Source organism: Candidatus Pantoea bituminis (assembly GCF_018842675.1).
In the GTDB taxonomy this organism is placed as follows: domain Bacteria; phylum Pseudomonadota; class Gammaproteobacteria; order Enterobacterales; family Enterobacteriaceae; genus Pantoea; species Pantoea phytostimulans.
Window position 1 is genome coordinate 1,878,044 of the sequence record NZ_JAGTWO010000004.1, and the last position, 22,388, is coordinate 1,900,431.

Here is a 22,388-nt window from a genome sequence, read left to right on the forward strand (position 1 = left end):
AGTTGCTTTATTTCTATAGCAGCGCAAAGCGAAGCGCGCTAGTTTTTATGGGCAAAATCAGTCAGATAGAACACCTTGAAATGCGAGCTAATCCCGCGTAATTACTGACTATAGGCGACAATAAAAAAATCATCGACTTAACGTGACGCTGTCACACAGCTAGCGCACTAAGAGGAAACCCTTTACGCCTTTTATGCGCTAGCCTTGCTGCATAAAAAAGGAGAGTTATGACTGAGAGCGCACAACTTCAAACGGGTCAGCGTCATTGGGTTTTGATTGCCTGCATGCTGGCGATGTTTATGGCGGCCATTGAGGTAACGATAGTTGCTACGGCTATGCCAACCATCATTGCTGAACTGGGCGGTTTTTCGCAGTTCGGCTGGGTTTTCTCTATCTATTTGCTCACGCAAGCCGTTAGCGTTCCTTTATATGGCCGACTCGCGGACATGTGGGGACGTAAAAAGATGCTGTTTATCGGCACCGCCATTTTTCTTATCGGCTCCATTTTATGTGGATTTGCCCACAGCATGACCTGGCTCATTCTGTTCCGTGCTTTTCAGGGTTTAGGGGCTGGAGCCATCATGCCGCTTAGCTCAACCATCGTCGCGGATATTTATTCTCCGCGTGAACGCGCCAGCGTGCAGGGTTGGTTATCCAGCGTCTGGGGCGTGGCGGCGATTATTGGCCCGCTTACCGGCGCCTGGCTGGTTGAGCATTTCAGCTGGCCGGTGATTTTCTGGGTCAATCTCCCCATTGGGGTGATCAGCATGTTGATGCTGGCGCGCTGGCTTCCCGCTCATCAGCAAGATGAAAAGCCACAACCGCTTAATCTGGCCGGTAGCGCATGGTTGATGTTATGCGTAAGTGCCTTATTAATTGCACTGCTTCAGGCAGAATTACTGCGCTATTGGCTGCTGCCTTTTGTTGCACTGTCACTTTTTGCTGGCTGGCAGCTCAAGCGGCATGAACAGCGGGCTGAAGCCCCTTTATTTCCGATGATTATCTGGCGTAGCCGACTGATTATTGCGGGTAATGCAGGCAATTTAATTATTGGCGCGGCGATGATGGGGATCAGCGCTTTTTTGCCCACCTGGATTCAGGGCATTACCGGTGGCACACCTTTAGCCGCAGGCAGTGCGCTGGCAATGATGTCGATAGGTTGGCCGCTGGCCAGCACGCTCAGTGGCCGATTAATGCTGCATACTTCTTACCGCTTTACCGCTCAGCTGGGCGCATTGCTGCTGATTGCCGGCAGTGCGTTGCTGTTGCTGCTGCAAACAGGCAGTTCAATTTATCAGTCTGGATTGACTGCGTTTGTGATTGGCACCGGGATGGGCATGACCAGCACAACCTTTTTGGTTTCGGTGCAGAATCATGCAGATTACGATATTCGCGGTATTTGCACCGCCTCGATTATGTTCAGTCGTATGATCGGCTCCGCAATTGGTACCGCTTTGATGGGCGCGGTGCTGAATATCAACCTGGCGTGGCGATTACCGCATTCACAGGATCCGGTGCAGCAAATCATGTCAGAAGAGACGCGCAAGGCCTTACCCGCCGACACATTGCATCAGATGGTGCAGGGCATTGCAGTGTCGTTGCATTGGGTATTTGTGGTTGCGTTATTGATTGCAGCGTTGTCGCTGTGGGTAGCCTGGTTGATGCCGCGTCAGCGGCCAGAACATGCGGAGTAAAGCAAAGGGCGACGATGTGTCGCCCTGAATATCACTGCGCTGGCGAGTCTTGTGAGCTGCCTGCGCTGTCGGGCACGCTGGATTCATCGTCCCGGCTGGTTTTCTTATAAACGATTTTCTGTGTGTCATTTTCACAGTGACCGACTACCTGGCCGCCTGCTTGATCAACCTGATCATTAGCCACGATGTCTAACGTAAAGCCAGACTCAGGAACACCGTTTTGAATAATTTTCTGGGTGATATCCGCTTTCACCGATTCACATGAAGCCTGTGCCAGTATTGGCACGGCAAATAACGTCGCAACCCACCATCCAGTCTGCTTCTTCATTACCTTCTCCTTATGTAACAGGTCCGTCATTACTATAGCAGCGGAATGTAATCAGGGTGCTATGGGACGACCAGAACGACGATCAAGGCAACGCAGGGTATTCGGTTCCCAATATGCATTGAGATTCAGGCTCTGCTCGCATTTATCGCGAGTATCAAATGCGGTATCCGTCTTATCGAACTCTTTTTCCACCCGCGAATTAACTTTGTTACGCAGCATACGCGTGTCGTTCCATTGCTCTTTACTTTGACGTGCGGCTTCATTGCTCGCAGCGCTGCTGCCATCTTCAATAATCACCCGATTAGTGGTGGCGCTAACGCTAAATGCGGAAGCAGAAAGCAGAGCCACCATCAGGGCTGGAATCAATTTTTTCATGATATTTTCCTTCGGTTAACGCAGACAGTGCCCACAGTAACGGCTGTTGCCACGGATTTGCATAGTATATCATCGCCATTTCTTCGCTCACCAGCGATGAGCGCTTTGTTTACTGTTATGAGAGTAAAATGCTGATTAAAACCGCTCTGCTGTTTTTCATTACCGCGCTGGCAGAAATTATTGGCTGTTTTTTGCCGTGGCTATGGCTAAAAAAGGGCGCTTCGGTGTGGTTGTTGATTCCTGCGGCGGCGAGTCTGGCGCTGTTTGTCTGGTTGCTGACTCTTCATCCGGCAGCCAGTGGGCGTGTTTATGCGGCCTACGGCGGCGTGTATGTTTTAACGGCGTTGCTGTGGCTGCGTGTAGTGGATGGCATAAAGCTGAGCGTGTGGGACTGGAGCGGCGCCGCCATTGCTTTTACAGGCATGCTGATCATTGTGATGGGTTGGGGACGCGCCTGAAAACAGCCAGCCGCTGGGGCTGGCGATATTATTAGGGTTTATGAACTTTCAGACCCGCCAGCGTCTGGCTCACCGGCATCATTTCAAGGCTGTTGATGTTGACGTGTTTCGGCAGCGTTGCCACCCAATAAACCGCTTCGGTAACATCTTCAGGGGTCAATGCTTTTGCACCTTCGTAAACCTGGCCTGCTTTATCGTCGTCGCCCTTGAAGCGAACGTTCGAAAATTCTGTTCCGCCGACTAAACCTGGCTCAATATCCGTTACGCGCAGCGCGGTGCCATGTAAATCAGTGCGCAGATTAAGGCTAAATTGGCGCACAAAAGCTTTGGTCGCACCGTAAACATTGCCGCCTGCATAAGGCCAGCTACCTGCAATCGAACCGATATTGATGACATGACCGACATTGCGTTCAACCATGTGCGGCAGCAGGGCGCGCGTCATATAAACCAACCCTTTGGTGTTGGTATCAATCATGTTTTCCCAGTCTTCAACGTTGGCTTTATGTGCCGGCTCTATACCTAGCGCCAGCCCAGCGTTGTTCACCAGAATATCGATGTTGCGCCATTCTGCAGGTAATGCCGCCACGGCTTCATCAATCGCCGCACGATCACGCACATCAAGCTGTACCGTATAAAGGTTATCGCCCAGCTCATCTTTAAGTGCTTGTAGGCGCTCGGTGCGGCGTCCGCTGGCAATAACTTTGTGACCTGTCTCGATAAATCGGCGGGTGATACTTTGACCAAAACCGGCCGTCGCGCCGGTAACAAAAATAATCATCTCACTGTTCCTTATGCAATTTCAGGTTCGACGCATTCACCATACCATTTCGTTTTAGCTTGTGCCTGCCGAAATCTGGCCTGCGCTGTAAAGGGATTTTTCTGCCGCCGCGCTATGCGCTTATTTAGCGCACGACGCACTCAAAAAGTGCATCACGGTGGGGCGTTTTATGCGGGTAACCTCTTTTTTATGTCTCTCTTTTTGATAAACCCCTAATAGCAAACGGTTGCTTTAATGAGCAACCGTTTGCGCACAGATCCAAGGTGGTTACATTAAGAAGTTACTGCCAAATATTCATAAGCTATTGATATTTAAATTATATGCAAAAATAAATTATTGGCATGCCTCTTGCTAATCTTGTTTAAGGCCATTACCTGCATAATTAATGAGAAAGCCCGAAGTTTTCTCACAAGAAGGAAATCTCATGCCTTTAACTAAAGATACGGCTATCCGCGCCAGTTTTTTCGATTTTGCTGCCATCGCGGAACAGCCAGAAGCCATTCTCGAGCACGCCCGTTACCTGGAAGATGGCGTGCTGCTGCTGCGTGAAGGGCGCGTGGTTGGTTTGCATGAATGGCAAAGCGTGAGCGAACAACTCAACCCGCACGACATTATCGATATGCGCGGCAAGCTCATCATGCCGGGATTTGTCGATACGCATATTCATTACCCACAAACTGAAATGATTGGCGCGTTTGGCGAGCAGCTACTGGAATGGTTGAATCAATATACGTTTCCGGTGGAAGCGCAATATCACTGTCCCGATCATGCGGCGCAGATGTCCGCGTTTTTCCTTCATCAGCTGCTGGCTAACGGCACCACCAGCGCGCTGGTCTTTGGCACGGTACATCCTCAATCCGTGGATGCACTGTTTAGCGCGGCTGAAGCGCTGGATATGCGCATTATTGCCGGCAAAGTGATGATGGATCGCAATGCACCTGATTATCTGACGGAAACGCCCGAAGAGAGTTATCAGCAAACGCGAGCGCTGATCACGCGCTGGCATGAGCGGGGCCGCTTGAGTTACGCCTTAACACCACGCTTTGCGCCGACCTCATCGCCCGCTTTGCTTGAGAAGGTCCAGCAGCTGCGCGGAAGAATTTCCCGATACCTGGTTGCATACCCACTTAAGTGAAAACCCGCAAGAAATCGCCTGGGTAAAAGCGCTGTTCCCGGAGCGCGCAGGTTATCTGGATGTTTATCATCACTATAAATTAACTGGCCGCCGCAGCGTCTTTGCTCACTGTATTCATCTTGAAGAGAGAGTGGCAATGCCTGCACGATACCGATTCTTCCATTGCTTTTTGCCCCACCTCAAATCTGTTTCTCGGCAGCGGCCTGTTCAATATCAAACGCAGCTGGCAGCAGGGCGTTAAAGTGGGCATTGGCACCGACGTCGGCGCAGGCACGACCTTTAATATGCTGCAAACGCTGGGTGAGGCTTACAAAGTCGGCCAGCTACAGCAATACAAAATCAGCGCCGCTGAAGCCTTTTATCACGCGACGTTGGGTGGTGCGCATGCGCTGGATCTCGACCACGCCATCGGCAATTTTAATCCGGGCAAAGAGGCGGATTTTGTGGTGCTCGAACCCGCCGTATCCGCGCTACAAACCTTACGCATCGGCAACAGTAAAGATATCTGGGAAAAGTTGTTCGTGTTAATGACGCTGGGCGACGACCGCAATATCGCGCAAACCTGGGTGAATGGTCGTCCGGTTTGGCAGCGTGACGCCGGGGAGAAAGCCGCATGATCCAGTTTCTGCTTAATAATCAGTTGGTCACTGAAACCGAAATCGACCCGAATCTCACGGTACTGAATTATCTTCGCACTCGCCAACGGCGCACAGGCACCAAAGAAGGCTGCGCCTCTGGCGATTGCGGGGCTTGCAGCGTGACATTAGGTAAAGCTGTTGCAGGAAAAATGCAGTACGAAACCGTTAACAGCTGCCTGACGCTGGTCAGTACATTACAGGGTAAGCAGCTCATTACCGTGGAAGATCTTAAACAAGGTAGCCAGTTACATCCTGCCCAGCAGGCGATGGTGGATTGTCACGGTTCACAATGCGGGTTTTGTACCCCGGGATTTGTCATGTCACTGTTTAGCTTGCAAAAACAGGCTAACGGTTGGGATCGTCATCAGGCAGAAACCGCGCTGGCAGGCAATTTGTGTCGCTGCACCGGCTATCGCCCGATTATGGATGCTGCCGAACAGCTTTGCTCGCAACCCAGTAGTGATAAGTTTGACCAGACAGCCACGCAGGTGGTGCAGCGTCTTGAGGGGTTGGCACACGATCAGATGCAGGAGCTGAGCGGCAACGGACATCGCTGTTTTCTGCCAAAAACGGTTGAGCAGCTGGCGCGCATCTACCTCGAGCATCCCAACGCGAAACTGGTGGCAGGCGGCACCGATCTCGCGCTAACCCTTACGCAGCACTATAAACCGCTGCCAACGCTGATTGCGTTGGAGCACATTGACGCATTAAAAACCTGCAATGAAACTGACGAAACGTGGCTGCTGGGAGCAGGCGCTGCGCTAAACACCATCAGCGCGTTTTTAACTGAACGTATTCCTGGCGTCTGCGAAATGCTGCAACGCTTTGCTTCACTGCAAATTCGTTCTCAGGGGACGCTTGGCGGCAATATCGCGAACGCTTCACCGATTGGTGATGCCTCGCCGATGCTGCTGGCGCTGAATGCGTCATTGCTTTTACAGCAGGGCGAAACGCAGCGCAGCGTTAAGCTAGATGATTTTTTCACGGGCTATCGCCAAACGCTGCTTGCTGAAGGGGAGTTCATCCGTGCGATAAGTATCCCTAAAGTGACGGTGTCACCGGATTTCGTCGCGTGGAAAGTTTCAAAACGGCTGGATGATGATATTTCTGCAGTGTTCGCGGCGTTTAATATTTGGGTTGAAAATGGCGTAGTGCGCGATGCCAGTATTGCGTTTGGTGGCATGGCGGCAACACCAAAACGTGCCAGCGCCTGCGAACACGTATTAACAGGCCAGCCTTTAAATGCGGCAACGCTGGCGCAAGCTTGTGCTGCGCTTGCCGATGATTTCCAGCCGCTAAGTGATTTCCGCGCCAGTGCCGATTATCGCTTGCAGGTAGCCCGCAATTTACTGCGTCGTTATTACCATCGTTACAATGGCGATGTGACCATTACGGAGGTAAGCCGCTATGTCTCATAATCGTCCCGCGCTTTCAGAAGATGTCATCAAGGCGCAATTCGCCGCAGAGATCCAGAGTGGCGTAGGCCGCAGCAATAAACATGAAAGCGCTGAAAAACATGTTTCTGGCGAAGCGATCTACATTGATGACAAACCTGAACTGCCAGGCCTGCTGCATTTGTGCCCGCGGCTGAGCGAACATGCTCATGCTCGTATTACACGTATAGATGTTCAGCCGTGTTACGCCATTCCTGGGGTGATCAGCGTATTGACCTGGCAAGATGTGCCGGGCATTAACGATGTCGGGCCGCTGGAGCCGGGCGATCCGCTGTTGGCTCATGAAAAAGTGGAGTATCTCGGGCAAATCATTATCGCCGTCGCGGCGGAAACAGCTGAAGCCGCTCGTCTGGGGGCGGAAGCCGCCATTATCGACTATGAGGTGCTGGAGCCGCTGTTGGATGTTGAGCAAGCTCTGGCGCTGGGCAGTTTTGTGCAGGAACCCCATATCCACCAGCGAGGCGATGCAGAAGCTGCTTTAGCGCGTGCGCCGCACCGTATCAAAGGGCAATTCCATATTGGCGGTCAGGAGCATTTCTATCTGGAAACCCAGACGGCGATGGTAATCCCGGGCGAGGACAGCTCGCTGCAAGTCTTCTCCTCTACGCAAAACCCAACGGAAGTGCAGAAGCTGGTAGCGGAAGTCATGGGCATCACCATGAATAAAGTCACCATTGATATGCGTCGTATGGGCGGTGGTTTCGGTGGTAAAGAGACGCAGGCGGCGGGCGTAGCGTGTTTATGCGCAATAGCAGCACGGCAAACCGGCCGCGCAGTGAAAATGCGCCTGGCACGCAGTGACGACATGCGCATTACCGGTAAGCGGCATCCTTTCTTTGTTCGCTACGATGTTGGCGTGGATGATGATGGACGTTTTTGTGGGGTTAAAATCGATCTTGCCGGCAACTGCGGTTATTCACTGGATCTAAGCGGATCCATCGTCGATCGTGCGATGTTCCACGCCGATAACGCCTATTACCTCGGTGATGCGCTGATTACTGGCTATCGCTGCCGTACCAATACGGCTTCTAACACCGCTTATCGGGGTTTTGGCGGTCCGCAGGGGATGGTAGCGATAGAACAAATCATGGATCACGTGGCGCGACAGCGTGGGTTGGATCCTTTAGATCTTCGCAAACGCAACTATTACGGCAAGACCGAACGTAACATCACGCATTATCACCAGCAGGTCGAAGATAACTTGCTGGATGAAATGACCGAACAGCTGGAACGCAGCAGCGAATATCAGGCACGTCGCGCAGAGATCACTGAATTCAATGCCAAAAGTCCGTTTTTAAAACGTGGCCTGGCGCTGACGCCGGTTAAGTTCGGCATCTCTTTTACCTCCAGCTTTCTTAATCAGGCTGGCGCACTGATTTTGATCTATACCGACGGTACGGTGCAGCTTAACCACGGTGGCACTGAAATGGGCCAGGGGCTTAACACCAAAGTGGCGCAAATTGTGGCTGAAGTGCTGCAAATCGATGTTGATCGCATTCAAATTACCGCCACCGATACCGGCAAGGTGCCAAATACGTCGCCGACTGCCGCGTCCAGCGGCACCGATCTCAATGGCAAAGCAGCACAGAATGCGGCAGAGATTTTGCGCGGCAGGCTAACTGACATGCTGTGTAAGTTGCATTCGTGCGATGCAAGTAACATTGGTTTCCGCAACGGCATTGTGCGGGCCGGTGATAAGCATTACACCTTTGCCGAAGTGGCGCAGCTGGCGTGGTTTAATCAGGTGCCGCTCTCAGCAAACGGCTATTACCGCGTACCGGGCATTCATTACGATCGGCTCGCGGGCCGTGGCAAGCCGTTTTATTACTTTGCTTACGGCGCAGCCTGTTGCGAGGTGGTGATCGATACCTTAACCGGCGAATATCGCCTGCTGCGCGCCGATATTCTGCATGACGTTGGTGCATCCTTGAATCCGGCGATAGACATAGGTCAGGTGGAAGGCGGATTTGTTCAGGGTGTAGGCTGGTTGACCTGCGAAGAGCTGGTGTGGAATGCCAAAGGTAAATTGCTGACTGACGGCCCCGCGAGCTACAAGATCCCAGCGATCAGTGACGTGCCGCCTGATATGCGCGTCACCCTGGTAGAAAACCGCAAAAATCCACAGGACACCGTTTTCCACTCAAAAGCGGTAGGTGAGCCGCCGTTCATGCTTGGTATTGCCGCGTGGTGTGCTTTGCAAGATGCCGTGGCTAGCGTTGATGATTATCGTCAACATCCCATGCTGGATGCGCCCGCTACGCCAGAACGTGTCTTCTGGGGCGCGCAGCGGTTAGCAGGAGCCTGCGATGATTTATCATGACTGGATAACCGTGCTACACGCGCTACGCGAAAAACGGCAAAGCTGCGTATTGATTACCGTCTTGAGTGAGCGCGGCTCGGTGCCGCGCGACAGCGGCAGCAAAATGGTGGTCACGCCACACGAAACGTATTTGACCATTGGTGGCGGTCACCTGGAATTTCAGTGCATCGCGCAGGCCCGTGAAATGCTACACAGCGGCCAGACAGCGCCGCGCAGTGAAGATTTCTCTCTTGGCGCACGTTTAGGCCAATGTTGTGGCGGCATGACCACCATTTTGTTTGAGCCGTTGTTACAGGCGCAACCGATGATTCAGGTTTATGGCGCAGGGCATGTCGGGCAAGCGCTGGTGACGTTGCTGTCTACGTTACCCTGTCACATAAGCTGGATTGATAGCCGTGCAGCGCAGTTCACTTCTGTGCCTGCGGGCGTGACGGTGGTTCAGCCTGAAGATCCGCTGGATTGCGTGGCGCAGGCCGCACCCGAGACCTATTTCGTGGTGATGACGCATCATCATCCGCTGGATCTGGCGTTAACCGAGGCGATATTAAAGCGCGGTGATTTCCGCTATGTCGGTCTCATTGGATCTCAAACAAAATCTCAGCGTTTTCGTTACCGCCTGGAAGGCAAAGGCATTTCTGCCGACCAACTGGCGCAACTGCGCTGCCCGGTTGGTCTGCCTGATGTCAAAGGCAAATTGCCCGCAGAGATTGCCGTGGCCATTGCGGGTGAAATCATCACTGTTTATCAGCAGCACAGGCTTAATTAGCCGCAAATTTCTTATCAGTAGAAAATTGTCTACGTTGTTCAAGCAACAACAACCTGTCAGGATGCTGTTTGCGATGATGTGTTGTATTGGCCCTCCAGGAGCGACTATGAACGCCCGACAAAACCCTTTCTTTAGCGTCAGCGATTTACCGTATCAGGCACCGCCCTTTGATCAGATCGAGCTGCACGATTTTTTACCTGCTTTGCAAGCCGGTATTGAAGAGAAGCGCCAGGAAGTATTGGCGATAGCCACCAATAAAGATGAGCCAACCTTTCTGAATACCTACGAAGCGCTGGAACGGAGCGGCCAGTTTTTAAGCCGCGTCAATTTAGTGTTTGGTGCGATGACCGCGGCGCATACCAACGATTATTTGCAACAGATCGATGAAGAGATCGCGCCGCAACTCACTGCGCTGAATGATGAAATTATGCTGAACCGTCCGCTGTTTGCTCGACTCGATGCGGTTTATCAACAGCGTGCCAAACTGGATGCCGAATCCAGGCGTTTGGTTGAAGTCACCTGGCAGCACTTTCAGCTGGCGGGGCTAATCTGCCGGAAGCACAGAAGCACACGCTTAAAGCGCTGAATCAGGAAGCCGCCAAACTTAGCACGCAATTCACCAACAAATTATTGGCCGCAACCAAAGCGGGCGGTTTAGTGATTAACGATCTTCAGCAGCTTGACGGTTTAGGTGCTGCCGACCTCGCTGTGGCGCAAGCGGCAGCCAAAGCGCGCGGTCTGGAAAATGCCTGGCTGCTGGTGTTGCAAAACACCACGCAGCAACCCGCTTTGCAGAGCCTGAAACAGCGCGATACGCGTCATGACCTGTTCCAGGCTGCGTGGACGCGCAGCGAAAAGGGCGATGAAAACGACACGCGTGAAGGAGTGTTGCGTTTGGCGCAGGTCCGTGCTGAACAGGCAAGACTGCTCGGTTTTGCCAGCTATGCAGCCTGGCAATTGCAGGATCAGATGGCGAAAACCCCGGATGCGGCCTTTGCCTTTATGCGCAATATCGTGCCGGCTGCGCGTGCCCGAGCCGAACGCGAAGCCGCTGCGATTCAACAGACAATTGATCAGCAACAGGCTGATTTTACGCTTAGCGCCTGGGACTGGAGTTTCTACGCTGAGCAAGTGCGTCATGCGCAATACGATCTGGATGAGAGCCAGATAAAACCCTACTTTGAGCTCAACAATGTGCTGGAAAAAGGGGTGTTCTGGGCAGCGACGCAGCTGTTTGGCATCACTTTTTCTGAGCGTCACGACTTGCCGGTTTATCACCCTGACGTGCGGGTTTATGAAATTTTTGATGCAGATAACCAGCCAATGGCGCTGTTTTACACCGATTTCTTCAAGCGTGACAGCAAAGGGGTGGCGCGTGGATGAGCAATTTCGTCAATCAATCGACGTTGCTCGACAGCAAGCCGGTGATTTACAACGTCTGCAACTACACCAAACCGCCCGCTGGCGAACCGGCGCTCCTGAGCTGGGACGAAGTTATCACGCTGTTCCATGAATTTGGTCACACGCTGCACGGCTTATTTGCAACCCAGCGTTATCCGAGCCTCTCTGGCACCGCCACGCCGCGTGACTTCGTCGAGTTCCCTTCACAAATTAATGAACACTGGGCCAGCGAAACCGCGGTTTTCCGCAATTTTGCGCGTCACTATCAAACCGGCGAAGCGATGCCCGCCGAACTGCATGAGAAAATCGTACGTGCTGAAAAGTTCAACAAAGGGTATGACATGAGTGAATTACTGGCAGCCGCACTGCTGGATTTGCACTGGCATAGCCTGAACGGCAGCAATAGCCCAAAATCAGTTGATGGTTTTGAACAGCAGGCGCTGCAAAGCGATAATCTGGCGCTCGCCGCCGTACCCCCGCGCTATCGCTCCAGCTACTTTCAACATATTTGGGGAGGAGGGTATGCGGCAGGTTATTACGCTTATATCTGGACGCAAATGCTCGCTGACGATGGCTTCCAATGGTTTGTCGAGAATGGCGGGTTAAATCGCGAAAATGGGCAGATATTCCGTGAAAAAATCCTGTCTCGCGGCAACAGCAGTGATCTGAAAAAACTGTATGAAAGCTGGCGTGGCGGCGAACCGCAGATTGAACCGATGTTAAAAAATCGCGGTTTAGCTGAGTAAGGCAAGGGCGGTCGGCTTTCGAGCCAATCGCCCTTTATCGATGACTCCGTGATTACCCGAATGGACCGCCTTCGATGGTTTCACACATTCCTGCTAATACGCGTTCACCCGTCTCTTTTTTCAGCGATTGATACCATTCAGCCGTCACGACCGGATCTTTGCCGTGCGTGACATCGCAACGCTTACGCGCTTTCAGCACTAAATCCTTTACTCGCTCAACGCGCCGCGACTGATAGCGCAGCAATGCATCTTCTATACCCAGCGAGTGTGATGCCAGCGTTGAAGCAAGGACAATGGCATCTTCCATAGCTGCACATCCGCCCTGGCCAATGTCGGGAGTGGTGCTGTGTGCCGCATCCCCTAACAGCGCCACCCGACCTTTAACGAAACAGCTAAAAGGTTCGATATCATGAATTTCAACCCGATTGGTGGTCTCTGGATTAATCGTCGCGATCAGCCTCTGTACCGGTTCAGCCCAGCCGCTGAAATAACCTCGCAAATCATCTTTAAGGGTAGTGCGATCTTCGGGTAAGCCTTTCGGTAATGGCACATCAAAGAAGAAGTAGAAGCGGTTCCCACTCACAGGCATCAGTGAAACACGTTTGCCTTCACCGACAAAAGTGGTCCACTGATCGGCTGGCGCAATGGATTCATCAATTTCAACTAAACCATTCCAGTTAACATAGCCGGCGTAACGCCGTTCTGGCGCCTGCTCGACGACATATTGGCGGATAACGGAATGCGTACCATCAGCAGCAATCAGGAAATCTCCGCTTACCTGGCTGTTATCGTCAAAGGTCGCAATGACGCCATTTTCGCTCTGCTCAACCTGAATAACGCGTTTACCAAAGTTAATACGGCTGCGCCCATAGGTATCAATCAGCATTGCTTGCAGTTCTGCGCGTGCAACCGGGTAAGGGTATTCACCAACCTGTTGCACCAGCGGCGACATGCTAAAGCGCGTTAGCGTGGTGCCTGAAGCGAAATCGTTATAGGCCATATAAGCCATATTTCCACCCAGCGCCCGCAGCGCCTCTTTCATCCCTAAAGCATTTAAACACTTCACGCCATTTGGCCAGATGGAAATTGCCGCGCCTACCGGTTTTATCTCTTTGACCGCTTCATAGACTGCCGTTTCATAACCCGCTTTTTCCAGTGCAATCGCGGTACTCATCCCGCCGATACCGCCACCAATCACAATCGCTTTCATATTTATCTCCTGTCACCTGAAGATATCTTTGCAACTTTTGTACCAATGCCGAGTATGCGATACCTGTAAAAATTAAAGTCAATAAAATCAGGGATATAATGGCATTTTTAAATTAATGAGACACACTGATGCACATTTGAGAGGCACTGATTTGCTCTGATATGGTGCACTTAAGTTCATTAAATGCGCTGTTTGCACCTTTTGTTTCATCAAGGTGGCGCGAAAAAAGCAAAACCGCTGAAACGTTAGTTAAATAATCTGTATGTAATTTTGATATTTTCCGGCACGATAATTTATCTGTTTAAAAATAATCATTAAATCAAGGCCGGCCTGCGAATTAACTTAACGTAATGAGGATTTATTCAACACTGCTTTAATAGCGGTAAGAATAAATAAATGGCATTAATGAATTTAATTAATCAAGTAGTTACTGAATGTTTTTATGAATGATCGGGACTTATTTTCTGCGGGATATCTTAAATTAACCCAAGAAAGCGACTTTGTTATTAAATTGTGAATGATTAATCTTTTTAGATGTTTTTCTTTGGTGGGTTTTTTAAGAAGTTCCGTAGGTTCTCGCTTTCTCGTCTCATGATATATATCAACGTAGGAAACACTGGCCTCGGAAGAAAATGATGAAAATAGGCATAACCAATAACCAATATCCGGAGCGGCGTAATATTATTGTTAACCCGGATAACACATATCTAAATCTAAAAAAGCACAATCTCTTTTACTTCCTCAATCCTTTTCGCACGCGCATTCTTCAAAAGAATAAAACTTTTGTGTTTTTACCGCTTCCCTTATTGGCACGACAGCAGCCAGATATTTTGCACTTATTCAATGAGGTCGCGATAACCCGACGAAAATGGTTAGCGACTTTTGAAACCGAATTACCCCGCGTGTTGCCTGTCGCAGGGGTCGCTAAACAAGATAACCCTGAGCTAAAGCGTTTGATCCCCACGTATTAAAAGACAACTGCTTCGGATTAATCGCTATTTCAGAGGCCACGCTGAACATTCAGATGAAGCTCTTTCAACATAAACCTGATATTGCAAAGCGTATGCGAGCCAAGACGGTGGTGCTTCATCCACCGCAAAAATTGTTTTGCCAACAAAAAATGCCACGTTCCCCAGGGAAATTGCGCCTGGTTTTTGCGGGCGGTGAGTTTTATCGCAAGGGCGGTGCTGAAGTCGTACTGGCAATAACGCAATTGCTGGATGAGAAAAAGATTGATGAGTCGCAATTAGAGGTGCAGTTAATTGGTGATCTCACTAAGCGCCATAACATTGCGCACCGGCAATATCAGGACAATGAAGACTTTTATCGCAGTATTGAAAACCGTATACAGCGCTATCGCTGCTTTAAACATCAAACCCGCATGGATAATGCCGCGCTGATGGCGCTGTTTCGCCACAGTGATGTCGGATTGCTGCCCACCTGGCAAGAGACTTACGGCTTTTCCGTGCTGGAAATGCAATCCAGTGGCTGTCCGGTAATAACCAGTAATGTGCGCGCTTTACCTGAAATTAACCCACCTGGCGCTGGCTGGTGTATTGGTGGGGCCTTAAATGATGACCGTGAATACAGTATCTCCAGCGTTACTGAAAAAGAGCAACTGCGTCAGGCATTGATTAATGCATTAAAACGCACGCTGATGGATATTATTGAAGATCCCACCATCGCCCATGAAAAAGGTGAGGGCGCCATTACACGTATCAGAGAGCAACATTGTCCGCTGCGTTATATTCATCAACTCAACGATATTTATCACCGTGGCGTAGCAGAATTTGTGCGTCATCCGCCGATGATCTCAATTTGATAAGATTTCTCTGACGTGACGTTGTGCATTGACCATACTTAATGCAGCGTTCATCTGGAGATCCATCATGAAATCTATCCTAAGCCTTAGCCTGCTGCTGTCCGCCTTTCTGTTCAGCAGCGCCTTCGCTCAAACCGCCGCTGTGTTTCCTTCTCGTGCGCCTCTTGCCCAACTCACACCCATTGCGGCTAAATGTGACGTTTCAGCCTGTCAAACCAACTGCTATGTGGAACGTTCACAATGTAATACCCGGAATAACAGCTCCTGCAGTTCACAGGCACAAATATGCGTGCAATCATGCGCATCTCAATGCAAATAATTTGATTCAGTGAAGAAACGAATAATCGCTAATGAAAAAGCTGCTCTCTTTGGTCTTACTTTTCTCTCTTTCGCCCTGCAGTGTTGTCGCCTCACCCGATTTGACGTCACAGCAGGTCACTCTGTTGGTCCAACAAACCATCGAACCGCTACTGAAACAACAGGCGATCCCTGGCATGTCGGTAGCGGTGCTTTATAAAGGCCGCGCACAGTACATTAATTTTGGTCTGGCCGATGTTGAATCAGGCCGAGCGGTCACGGAAAACACCATTTTTGAATTAGGTTCCGTGAGCAAAACCTTTACGGGTGTGTTGGCCAGCGTGTTGATACGCAACGGCGATCTGCGTCTTACTGAGCCAGTGAAAAAATACTGGCCGGAACTTTCAGGGGCGCAATGGCAAAACATCAGAATGTTGCATCTCGCGACCTATACGGCAGGCGGATTGCCTTTGCAGCTTCCTGATACTGTTACCGATCAGGCTTCGCTGCTGAGCTATTACCAAAACTGGCAGCCACAAGCGGCACCGGGCACGATTCGCCAGTACTCCAACGCCAGTATTGGCTTGTTTGGTTACTTGATGACCAAAGGCCGCTTCGAAGAAGCAATGATCAAAAGTGTGTTTCAGCCTCTGCGTTTGACGCGAACCTTCTTTACCGTACCGAAAACCATGATGTTTGATTACGCATGGGGCTACAAAAATGGCCAGCCGATACGCGTTTCACCCGGCATGCTCGACGCTGAAGCCTATGGGATAAAATCGTCGGCACGCGATATGCTCACCTTTATGCAGGCGAATGCCAATCCCAACGGCTTATCATCCGGTAATACGCTGCTGCGAAACGCCATCATGACATCTCAGTCACGCTACTTTGAAACCGGTTTAATGTTCCAGGGTTTGGGATGGGAAATTTATAACTGGCCGGTTGCTGTGCAAACGTTGGTGGATGCCAGCGACAACAACGTGGCGTTATCAGCACAACCAACAAAAATGGTAACGCCTGCGGGACCGACCGATCGCGCTTCATGGGTTCATAAAACGGGTGCCACCAACGGGTTTGGGGCTTACATCGCTTTTATTCCAGCACGCAACACCGGCATTGTGATGCTGGCTAATAAAAATTACCCCAATCAAGAACGCATTAAAGCCGCATTTCACATTCTGGAAGCGCTGCAGTAAAAAAACGCCAGCCCACTTAACGCGGCTGGCGAGTCGTTGCATTGCATTTTGTTCGCGTTGCCTTTCTCACAAAGCGGAAGAGGTGTCATGCAAGATGTGCAGCGCGGCACGCTATCCCCACTTTGTAAAATCATCGAGCAGGTACACCGGTCACTCTGACGGCGTCTGCGCTTCCTGATGCTCTGTAATCGCCTGCGCTGCACAAATTAATGCCAGATGACTCAATCCTTGCGGCATGTTGCCGCGCCAGCTATTGCTGCGGACATCAAACATCTCATTGAAAATATCAACATTACCGTGTTGGTTTAGCGCAGCAAGAATGTCGGTCATCGTCTCTTTTGCTAATTCAATTTCACCCAGCGCAGCCCAGGCTTCAGCCAGCCAAAATGAGCAAGCGAGAAAAGTACTCTCCTCTTTTTCTACACCGCTGTAGCGATAGAGCATGGCGGTATCATGGCCTAACTCTTTTTTGATTGCGCAGTAAGAGGACAGCATACGTTCAGGATTGACCGTGTTGCCGTAGTGATGCATCAACCCCAGCGAGGCATCGAGACGATCTTCACAGCCTACGTAAAACAGGTAAGCCTGTTTCTTCTCCGACCAACAATGCGTTTCTATCCAGTCGCTAATGCGATCACGCTCGCGCCGCCAACGCTCAACCCAGGTAGGTTCGATGTATTTCCTCTCTGCCATGGCGACAGCCTGATCCAGCGCCAGCCAGCACGCCATTTTCGAGTGGGTATAATGCTGCTTTTCTGGTAACTCCCAGATACCGGCATCCTTCTGACGCCAATTATCGGCACAACAGTTAGCCAGTTCGCCCAACATGCGCGACGTAGTGAGGTCCAAAACGTGTCCCGCTTTGATGAACAGCCGGGCCGTTCCCAACATGTCACCGTACATACTTAACTGGAGTTGATCGCGCGCATTATTCCCCACGCGAACCGGCTGTGAATCCTGGTATCCCGCTAATTCGGGATAGCGCTCTTCAGGCACAATATCGCCTTCAAGCGTATAGCAGGCACGTAATCTCACCCCATGACGAATAATGGTTTTCGACAGCCATGAAAATGCGGCTTTACAATCTTCGAGCGCACCCAGATAGACAAACGCTTTAATGATCAGGCAAGCATCACGTACCCATGCAAAGCGATAATCGTAATTTTTTCGCCGCCGATGCCTTCAGGGAGGGACGTGGTCGCCGCCGCAGCTAACGCCCCGGTTGGGGAGTACCAGAGAAATTTCAGCGACAGGGCGGAGCGTTTTACTAATTGCGGAAAACTGCCGTCATAACTCAGGCTTTCAACCCAGTCGCGCCAGGCGATATCGCTGGTATCGATGCGGTTATCGATTGCCGAAAGTTCAGGCACCGCCAGCGGTTCATTTTCACTGATTAACAGTGCGCAGAGTGAGCTTGAGCCAGGCGAGGTGCGCAGTTTCCCGGTAAGTTTTTCATCATCTAAATGATCAATATCGATATCTTCGCTGGTACGCACCATCGCCAACACATTGGCAATGTGAAAAACCTTGCCCTGATCGCTTTCTGCAATCCACGGCGAGCGGGTTTCAGCCGCTGTACCAAAGCGCAGACGAACAATCAATTCGACATGGCCTTCAACACCTTCAATGCGCCGTGCCAGCTCACTCCAGGGCAAGCGACCTGCCAGCGTGCTGTTAATCGATTCGGTGAGCAGTACGCTGCCCGCATCGGTTTCAAAGCGCGTTTCTAAAACGTTGCTGTTTTCACGATACTGGCGCGATACGCGATAAGGTGCGTTAGGAACAATTTGAAAATAGCCGCCGATATTAGGATCGAGCAGGCGGTCAAACAGCGGAGTGGAATCCAGATTGGGCGCACTCCACCAGTCTATTGAACCGTCGGGCGCTATCAGCGCCACTGAGCGTCCTTCACCAATGGCGGCATAATCGCCTAGCCCGGCAAAGCCATTGTCTCGGGTTGGAGAGTCGAAAATCTGGTTTTCCATAATCATCCTGGTATACGAAAAACAGAAAAATGGCCGCATTACGCGGCCACATTGGGCATTTAATTACAGCGTGCCGGTACCGCCATCGGTGCACCAGACTTGTCCTGAAGTGTAGCTGGACTCCGTTGAGGCCAGCGTGACATAGAGTGGGGCGATCTCAGCCGGTTGACCCGGGCGGCCCAGTGGCGCTGACGCACCAAACTGTTTAATTTTTTCTTGCGGCTGACCACCGCTGGTTTGCAATGGCGTCCAGAAAGGTCCCGGTGCCACAGCATTCACGCGAATGCCTTCCTCGCCAAGCTGCTGCGCAAGGGATTTAGTGAACGCCACGATACAGGCTTTAGTTTGTGCATAGTCCAGCAAAATTTCGCTGGGTTTAAATGCCTGAACAGAAGAGGTGTTAATAATACTGGCACCGCGCGGTAAATAATCCACTGCCGCTTTCGTGATCCAAAACATCGCATAGACGTTGGTTTTAAACGTAGCGTCAAAATCTTCTGTACTTAACGTACGAATGGATTCATTAAACTGCTGGCGACCCGCGTTATTGACCAAAATATCCAGGCCACCTAATTGTTCTACCGCGTCTTTAACCAGTTTCTGGCAAAATTCTTCACTACGAATATCCCCAGGAATAGCGATAGCTTTACGGCCTTCCGCCTGAATCAGCTTAATCACTTCAGCTGCATCAGATTCCTCAGCCGGTAAATAGTTGATCGCCACATCCGCACCTTCTCGTGCATAGGCAATCGCTACAGCGCGACCAATACCCGAATCACCACCCGTGATCAGCGCTTTACGGCCGGTAAGGCGTCCAGTGCCGCGATAGCTGGTTTCGCCATGGTCGGGAACCGGTACCATTTTGCTGGCTAAACCCGGTACATCTTGTGATTGCTCTTCAAAGGGTGGTTTTGGATATTCGTTCAAATCGAGGGTTTTATTTGTTGGCGTTGTCATATCTGGCTCCTTGAACTTTGCTATCTGAGAATATAAGCCTGGCACAAAGGTGATATTTGTCACATCCAACAGGCGACTATTTAGACAGTTAGCTAAATTTGATAACGTAACGAAGTGAGACTATTTAAATAAGCGGAGCGACTATTTGGAATTGGGGTAGGGCGATAAGAGGTTATTTCAATAAGAAAGGGTGGCGCAAGAAAAAGTATAACAAAATATGAATGGTGTCTTTATTTTAGAGGGCGGCTTACCCTCTGTTTGGTTATTAAAATATATAGGTTTTAGTCAGACAGGTTTTAACAAAGGGTCCCGATAGCGTGTCATTGTGGTGGGCAATAATCGCCTCGGCAATTTTGCATATCAATAATCAGCAACGCTTTGGAACAAAAGGGGAAGATTCCATCTCTACTCTCCATTAATGCCTGATGGGCCAGCGTTCTCACCCTAACCAGAACAGGCGGGGCTTGCGGTTTTGCCTGGTTTTTTATTCAACCGCCACGTACTGAACCGCGCCATTTCACTTCTGCTTCATACATCCGGCTGTCACTCTGCTGTTCCGATCGCAGTAGAAGGGTGTGATCCTGCTGTTCAGCGTCAATCAGCCACTGCACCGCATCGCGGGCAAAGCGCTCCACAGGCTGCGCAAAGGTGGTGAGGTTATAGGATGACCAGCCCGCCTGCGTGATGTTGTCATAGCCGACGATGCATAAATCTTCGGGGATTCTCAACGAGAAGCGATGGCGTGCTTCATCCATAAAACCACAAGCAATGAGATCGGTAACGCAGAAAACCGCATCCGGACGCTTGTCGCGGGTCAGCAACCGATGCGCCAGGATCTGGCCGCTTTCATAAGAGGTCGTCCCAAAGCGTTCTACTGTGACCGGTAAGTTTGCTTTGTCTGCTGCGGCAAGGAAATCCTTTTCACGCTTCATCAGGCTGGGCGTTCCCGCCAGGGAATTAGCAAAAGCCAGGTGACGACATCCGGCGCGTAAGAAAGCCATCACTGCCATCTCAGCCGCAGAGCGTGAATCGAGATTAATACTCAACGAACCCGGCAGCGATTCATCGCGATTGATCAGCACCAAATGTTGTCCATGCTTTGAACAGAGGCGGGTAATCGCGCTGTCGGGCATGCCGGAAAGAATAATCGAGGCATCAGCACGAAAATTAATTGCCTGCTGCAACGCGGCAGAAACGCTGTCATCAGAGCGATCGGTATTAATTAACATGGCAATTTTGCCCGCTTCCTGCAGAAACTGGGTTAGCCAGCGCACCAGATTGGCACGATAGGGCGTATCAACCTCAGACGCGATCAAACAAACGATGCCGCTTCGATTGCGCACCAGCCCGCGCGCCAGATGATTGACGTGATACCCCAACTCCTCGGCGGCCTTCAAAACACGGGCGCGGGTCGCTTCAGAAACGCTGGCACCGGGTGTGTAGGTACGCGAAACGGCGGAGCGAGAAACGCCCGCGCGTTCCGCGACGTCCTGCGCGCTCACTACCCATTTGTCATTGTTCATCAACACATTTCCACCCGCAAAAGACTCGCCTGTTTAACGATGCAATAAGTCTGCCTCAGATTGCAAAGCTGTGCAAAAAACAATTTCACCATAATGTTTAATATTTGTGACAGCGCCTAACAATTGCACAACAAGCGGATTGACAGCGTGTTGCCGCTTCTCTACTAATTTGCACACACGTGCAAAAAAGGTGCCAGTGAAGCACCACCCTACACATCAGGAGAACATCATGCGTTACTCATCGCTCGCCGCCGTTCTGGTTTTAAGTAGCTCGACGCTGTCCTTTTCTGCCTATGCAGCCGGTAATCTCAATATGATTTGCTCCGCAGACGTGGTGGTTTGTGAGCAGATGACACGCATCTTCAGCCAGTCACATCCCGATATAAAAGTCAGTATGGTCAGGCTTTCAGCCGGTGAAGCCTATGCGCGTATCCGTAGCGAAGCTCGCAACCCGAGAACCGATATTTGGTGGGCGGGCACCGGCGATCCCCATATGCAGGCCGCAGAAGAGGGGTTGTCGCAGCCTTATAAGTCACCGTTATTAGACCAGCAGCAGGATTGGGCAAAAAAACAGGCGGAGATTTCAAATTATCGCACCGTGGGCATTTATGCGGGCGCGTTAGGCTGGGGCTATAACACCAAATTATTGGCCGATAAAAAGCTTAAAGAGCCGAAGTGCTGGGCCGATCTGCTCGACCCCGCGTTCAAAGGTGAAATTCAGATTGCTAACCCGAACTCATCCGGCACCGCCTACAACACCCTGGCGACGCTGGTGCAGATCATGGGTGAAGACAAGGCGTTCGATTACCTGAAAAAACTCAACGCCAATATTTCGCAATATACCAAGTCAGGTTCTGCGCCGGTAAAAGCGGCGGCACGTGGCGAAACGACGATTGGTATTGTGTTTATGCATGATGCGGTGGCGATGCAGGTTGATGGGTTCCCGATTAAATCTGTCGCGCCCTGTGAAGGCACCGGTTATGAGATTGGCTCAATGTCGATCATCAAAGGCGCGCGTAATCTCGCCAGCGCCAAAATCTGGTATGACTGGGCACTCAGCGCCGAGGCGCAATCACACATGAAAGAGGCAAAATCTTTCCAGCTACCGTCTAATCGCAGTGCTGAAATCTCGGAATACGCACCACGTTTTGAAAACATCAAGCTGATCGATTACGACTTCAAAACCTACGGTGATTCAGCGAAGCGCAAAGCGCTGTTAGGACGCTGGGATAAAGAGATTGGATCCAGCGCACAGTAATGCTCCGGTGCGACACGCCGAACACTGAACAGCGGTGGCCTGAG

16 protein-coding genes and 3 pseudogenes are annotated in these 22,388 nt (G+C 51.0%); 12 read left to right on the forward strand and 7 right to left on the reverse strand.

Translation table 11 applies throughout. From position 1 onward, the window contains the following. Positions 1-227 precede the first annotated feature (227 nt). Positions 228-1,694, forward strand: coding sequence for an MDR family MFS transporter (locus KQP84_RS12595; protein ID WP_215846794.1), 1,467 nt, complete (start codon positions 228-230; stop codon positions 1,692-1,694). A 31-nt stretch (positions 1,695-1,725) separates the two neighbouring features. On the opposite strand, the gene KQP84_RS12600 is transcribed toward KQP84_RS12595, so the two are convergent. Together KQP84_RS12600 and KQP84_RS12605 are read right to left on the reverse strand one after the other, a co-directional pair. Then, positions 1,726-2,022: a DUF1161 domain-containing protein gene (locus tag KQP84_RS12600; RefSeq protein ID WP_215846795.1), complete on the reverse strand. Its 297-nt coding sequence runs from the start codon at positions 2,020-2,022 to the stop codon at positions 1,726-1,728. 51 nt (positions 2,023-2,073) lie between these two features. After that, on the reverse strand, positions 2,074-2,397 hold the full coding sequence (locus KQP84_RS12605; RefSeq protein ID WP_215846796.1) for a DUF1283 family protein: 324 nt from the start codon (positions 2,395-2,397) through the stop codon (positions 2,074-2,076). Between the two features lie 131 nt (positions 2,398-2,528). On the opposite strand from KQP84_RS12605, the gene KQP84_RS12610 reads away from it, so the two are divergent. Beyond that, positions 2,529-2,855 (forward strand): YnfA family protein, encoded by a 327-nt coding sequence (locus KQP84_RS12610; protein ID WP_215848277.1) that lies wholly within the window; start codon positions 2,529-2,531, stop codon positions 2,853-2,855. Between the two features lie 31 nt (positions 2,856-2,886). Here the strand turns inward: KQP84_RS12610 and ydfG are convergent, their stop codons facing one another. Continuing rightward, positions 2,887-3,633: a bifunctional NADP-dependent 3-hydroxy acid dehydrogenase/3-hydroxypropionate dehydrogenase YdfG gene (ydfG, locus tag KQP84_RS12615; RefSeq protein WP_215846797.1), complete on the reverse strand. Its 747-nt coding sequence runs from the start codon at positions 3,631-3,633 to the stop codon at positions 2,887-2,889. A 424-nt stretch (positions 3,634-4,057) separates the two neighbouring features. Between ydfG and guaD the strand changes: the two are divergent. The 5 genes and pseudogenes from guaD to dcp all read left to right on the forward strand — a co-directional run bounded on the left by guaD (position 4,058) and on the right by dcp (position 12,093). Beyond that, positions 4,058-5,385: pseudogene (gene guaD, locus KQP84_RS12620) on the forward strand (guanine deaminase). Further along, the gene (gene xdhA, locus KQP84_RS12625; protein WP_215846798.1) at positions 5,382-6,824 is read left to right on the forward strand and encodes a xanthine dehydrogenase small subunit; all 1,443 of its coding nucleotides are present in this window, start codon (positions 5,382-5,384) and stop codon (positions 6,822-6,824) included. Before guaD ends, xdhA begins: the two are co-directional and overlap by 4 nt. Further along, the gene (xdhB, locus tag KQP84_RS12630) at positions 6,814-9,180 is read left to right on the forward strand and encodes a xanthine dehydrogenase molybdopterin binding subunit (protein ID WP_215846799.1); all 2,367 of its coding nucleotides are present in this window, start codon (positions 6,814-6,816) and stop codon (positions 9,178-9,180) included. Before xdhA ends, xdhB begins: the two co-directional genes overlap by 11 nt. Next, positions 9,167-9,946, forward strand: a complete 780-nt coding sequence (xdhC, locus tag KQP84_RS12635; protein ID WP_215846800.1) for a xanthine dehydrogenase accessory protein XdhC — start codon at positions 9,167-9,169, stop codon at positions 9,944-9,946. The genes xdhB and xdhC overlap by 14 nt, the downstream gene beginning before the upstream one ends. Positions 9,947-10,052: 106 nt before the next feature. Further along, positions 10,053-12,093, forward strand: a pseudogene (gene dcp / locus KQP84_RS12640) (peptidyl-dipeptidase Dcp). Between the two features lie 52 nt (positions 12,094-12,145). On the opposite strand, the gene hpxO reads toward dcp, so the two are convergent. Beyond that, positions 12,146-13,303, reverse strand: coding sequence for an FAD-dependent urate hydroxylase HpxO (gene hpxO, locus KQP84_RS12645; RefSeq protein WP_215846801.1), 1,158 nt, complete (start codon positions 13,301-13,303; stop codon positions 12,146-12,148). Between the two features lie 632 nt (positions 13,304-13,935). On the opposite strand from hpxO, the gene KQP84_RS25380 reads away from it, so the two are divergent. From KQP84_RS25380 to ampC, 4 genes are all read left to right on the forward strand, one after another. Then, the gene (locus KQP84_RS25380) at positions 13,936-14,274 is read left to right on the forward strand and encodes a hypothetical protein (protein ID WP_252515271.1); all 339 of its coding nucleotides are present in this window, start codon (positions 13,936-13,938) and stop codon (positions 14,272-14,274) included. A 170-nt stretch (positions 14,275-14,444) separates the two neighbouring features. Beyond that, entirely contained in the window at positions 14,445-15,125 is a 681-nt protein-coding gene (locus KQP84_RS25385) for a glycosyltransferase (RefSeq protein WP_252515272.1), read from the forward strand. A 67-nt stretch (positions 15,126-15,192) separates the two neighbouring features. Further along, entirely contained in the window at positions 15,193-15,444 is a 252-nt protein-coding gene (locus KQP84_RS25960; protein ID WP_309140149.1) for a hypothetical protein, read from the forward strand. Between the two features lie 31 nt (positions 15,445-15,475). Next, entirely contained in the window at positions 15,476-16,621 is a 1,146-nt protein-coding gene (gene ampC / locus KQP84_RS12655) for a class C beta-lactamase (RefSeq protein WP_215846802.1), read from the forward strand. A gap of 150 nt (positions 16,622-16,771) precedes the next feature. Here ampC and KQP84_RS12660 read toward each other — a convergent pair. The 3 genes and pseudogenes from KQP84_RS12660 to KQP84_RS12670 all read right to left on the reverse strand — a co-directional run bounded on the left by KQP84_RS12660 (position 16,772) and on the right by KQP84_RS12670 (position 21,086). After that, positions 16,772-18,606: pseudogene (locus tag KQP84_RS12660) on the reverse strand (glycoside hydrolase family 15 protein). Positions 18,607-18,669: 63 nt separating this feature from the next. Further along, a complete protein-coding gene (locus KQP84_RS12665; protein ID WP_215846803.1) occupies positions 18,670-19,563 on the reverse strand; it encodes an SDR family oxidoreductase in 894 nt (297 codons plus the stop codon). A 488-nt stretch (positions 19,564-20,051) separates the two neighbouring features. Continuing rightward, entirely contained in the window at positions 20,052-21,086 is a 1,035-nt protein-coding gene (locus KQP84_RS12670) for a LacI family DNA-binding transcriptional regulator (RefSeq protein ID WP_215846804.1), read from the reverse strand. Between the two features lie 229 nt (positions 21,087-21,315). Here KQP84_RS12670 and KQP84_RS12675 point away from each other — a divergent pair, with 229 nt between their 5' ends. Next, positions 21,316-22,344, forward strand: coding sequence for an ABC transporter substrate-binding protein (locus tag KQP84_RS12675; RefSeq protein ID WP_215846805.1), 1,029 nt, complete (start codon positions 21,316-21,318; stop codon positions 22,342-22,344). The last annotated feature ends 44 nt before the right edge of the window (positions 22,345-22,388 follow it).

Bases quoted from the DNA above. Each gene is read 5' to 3' on its own strand.
- KQP84_RS12595 (WP_215846794.1), top strand. From the start codon at position 228: ATGACTGAGAGCGCACAACTTCAAACGGGTCAGCGTCATTGGGTTTTG.
- KQP84_RS12600 (WP_215846795.1), bottom strand. From the start codon at position 2,022: ATGAAGAAGCAGACTGGATGGTGGGTTGCGACGTTATTTGCCGTGCCA.
- KQP84_RS12605 (WP_215846796.1), bottom strand. From the start codon at position 2,397: ATGAAAAAATTGATTCCAGCCCTGATGGTGGCTCTGCTTTCTGCTTCC.
- ydfG (WP_215846797.1), bottom strand. From the start codon at position 3,633: ATGATTATTTTTGTTACCGGCGCGACGGCCGGTTTTGGTCAAAGTATC.
- xdhA (WP_215846798.1), top strand. From the start codon at position 5,382: ATGATCCAGTTTCTGCTTAATAATCAGTTGGTCACTGAAACCGAAATC.
- xdhB (WP_215846799.1), top strand. From the start codon at position 6,814: ATGTCTCATAATCGTCCCGCGCTTTCAGAAGATGTCATCAAGGCGCAA.
- xdhC (WP_215846800.1), top strand. From the start codon at position 9,167: ATGATTTATCATGACTGGATAACCGTGCTACACGCGCTACGCGAAAAA.
- hpxO (WP_215846801.1), bottom strand. From the start codon at position 13,303: ATGAAAGCGATTGTGATTGGTGGCGGTATCGGCGGGATGAGTACCGCG.
- KQP84_RS25380 (WP_252515271.1), top strand. From the start codon at position 13,936: ATGATGAAAATAGGCATAACCAATAACCAATATCCGGAGCGGCGTAAT.
- KQP84_RS25960 (WP_309140149.1), top strand. From the start codon at position 15,193: ATGAAATCTATCCTAAGCCTTAGCCTGCTGCTGTCCGCCTTTCTGTTC.
- ampC (WP_215846802.1), top strand. From the start codon at position 15,476: ATGAAAAAGCTGCTCTCTTTGGTCTTACTTTTCTCTCTTTCGCCCTGC.
- KQP84_RS12665 (WP_215846803.1), bottom strand. From the start codon at position 19,563: ATGACAACGCCAACAAATAAAACCCTCGATTTGAACGAATATCCAAAA.
- KQP84_RS12670 (WP_215846804.1), bottom strand. From the start codon at position 21,086: ATGAACAATGACAAATGGGTAGTGAGCGCGCAGGACGTCGCGGAACGC.
- KQP84_RS12675 (WP_215846805.1), top strand. From the start codon at position 21,316: ATGCGTTACTCATCGCTCGCCGCCGTTCTGGTTTTAAGTAGCTCGACG.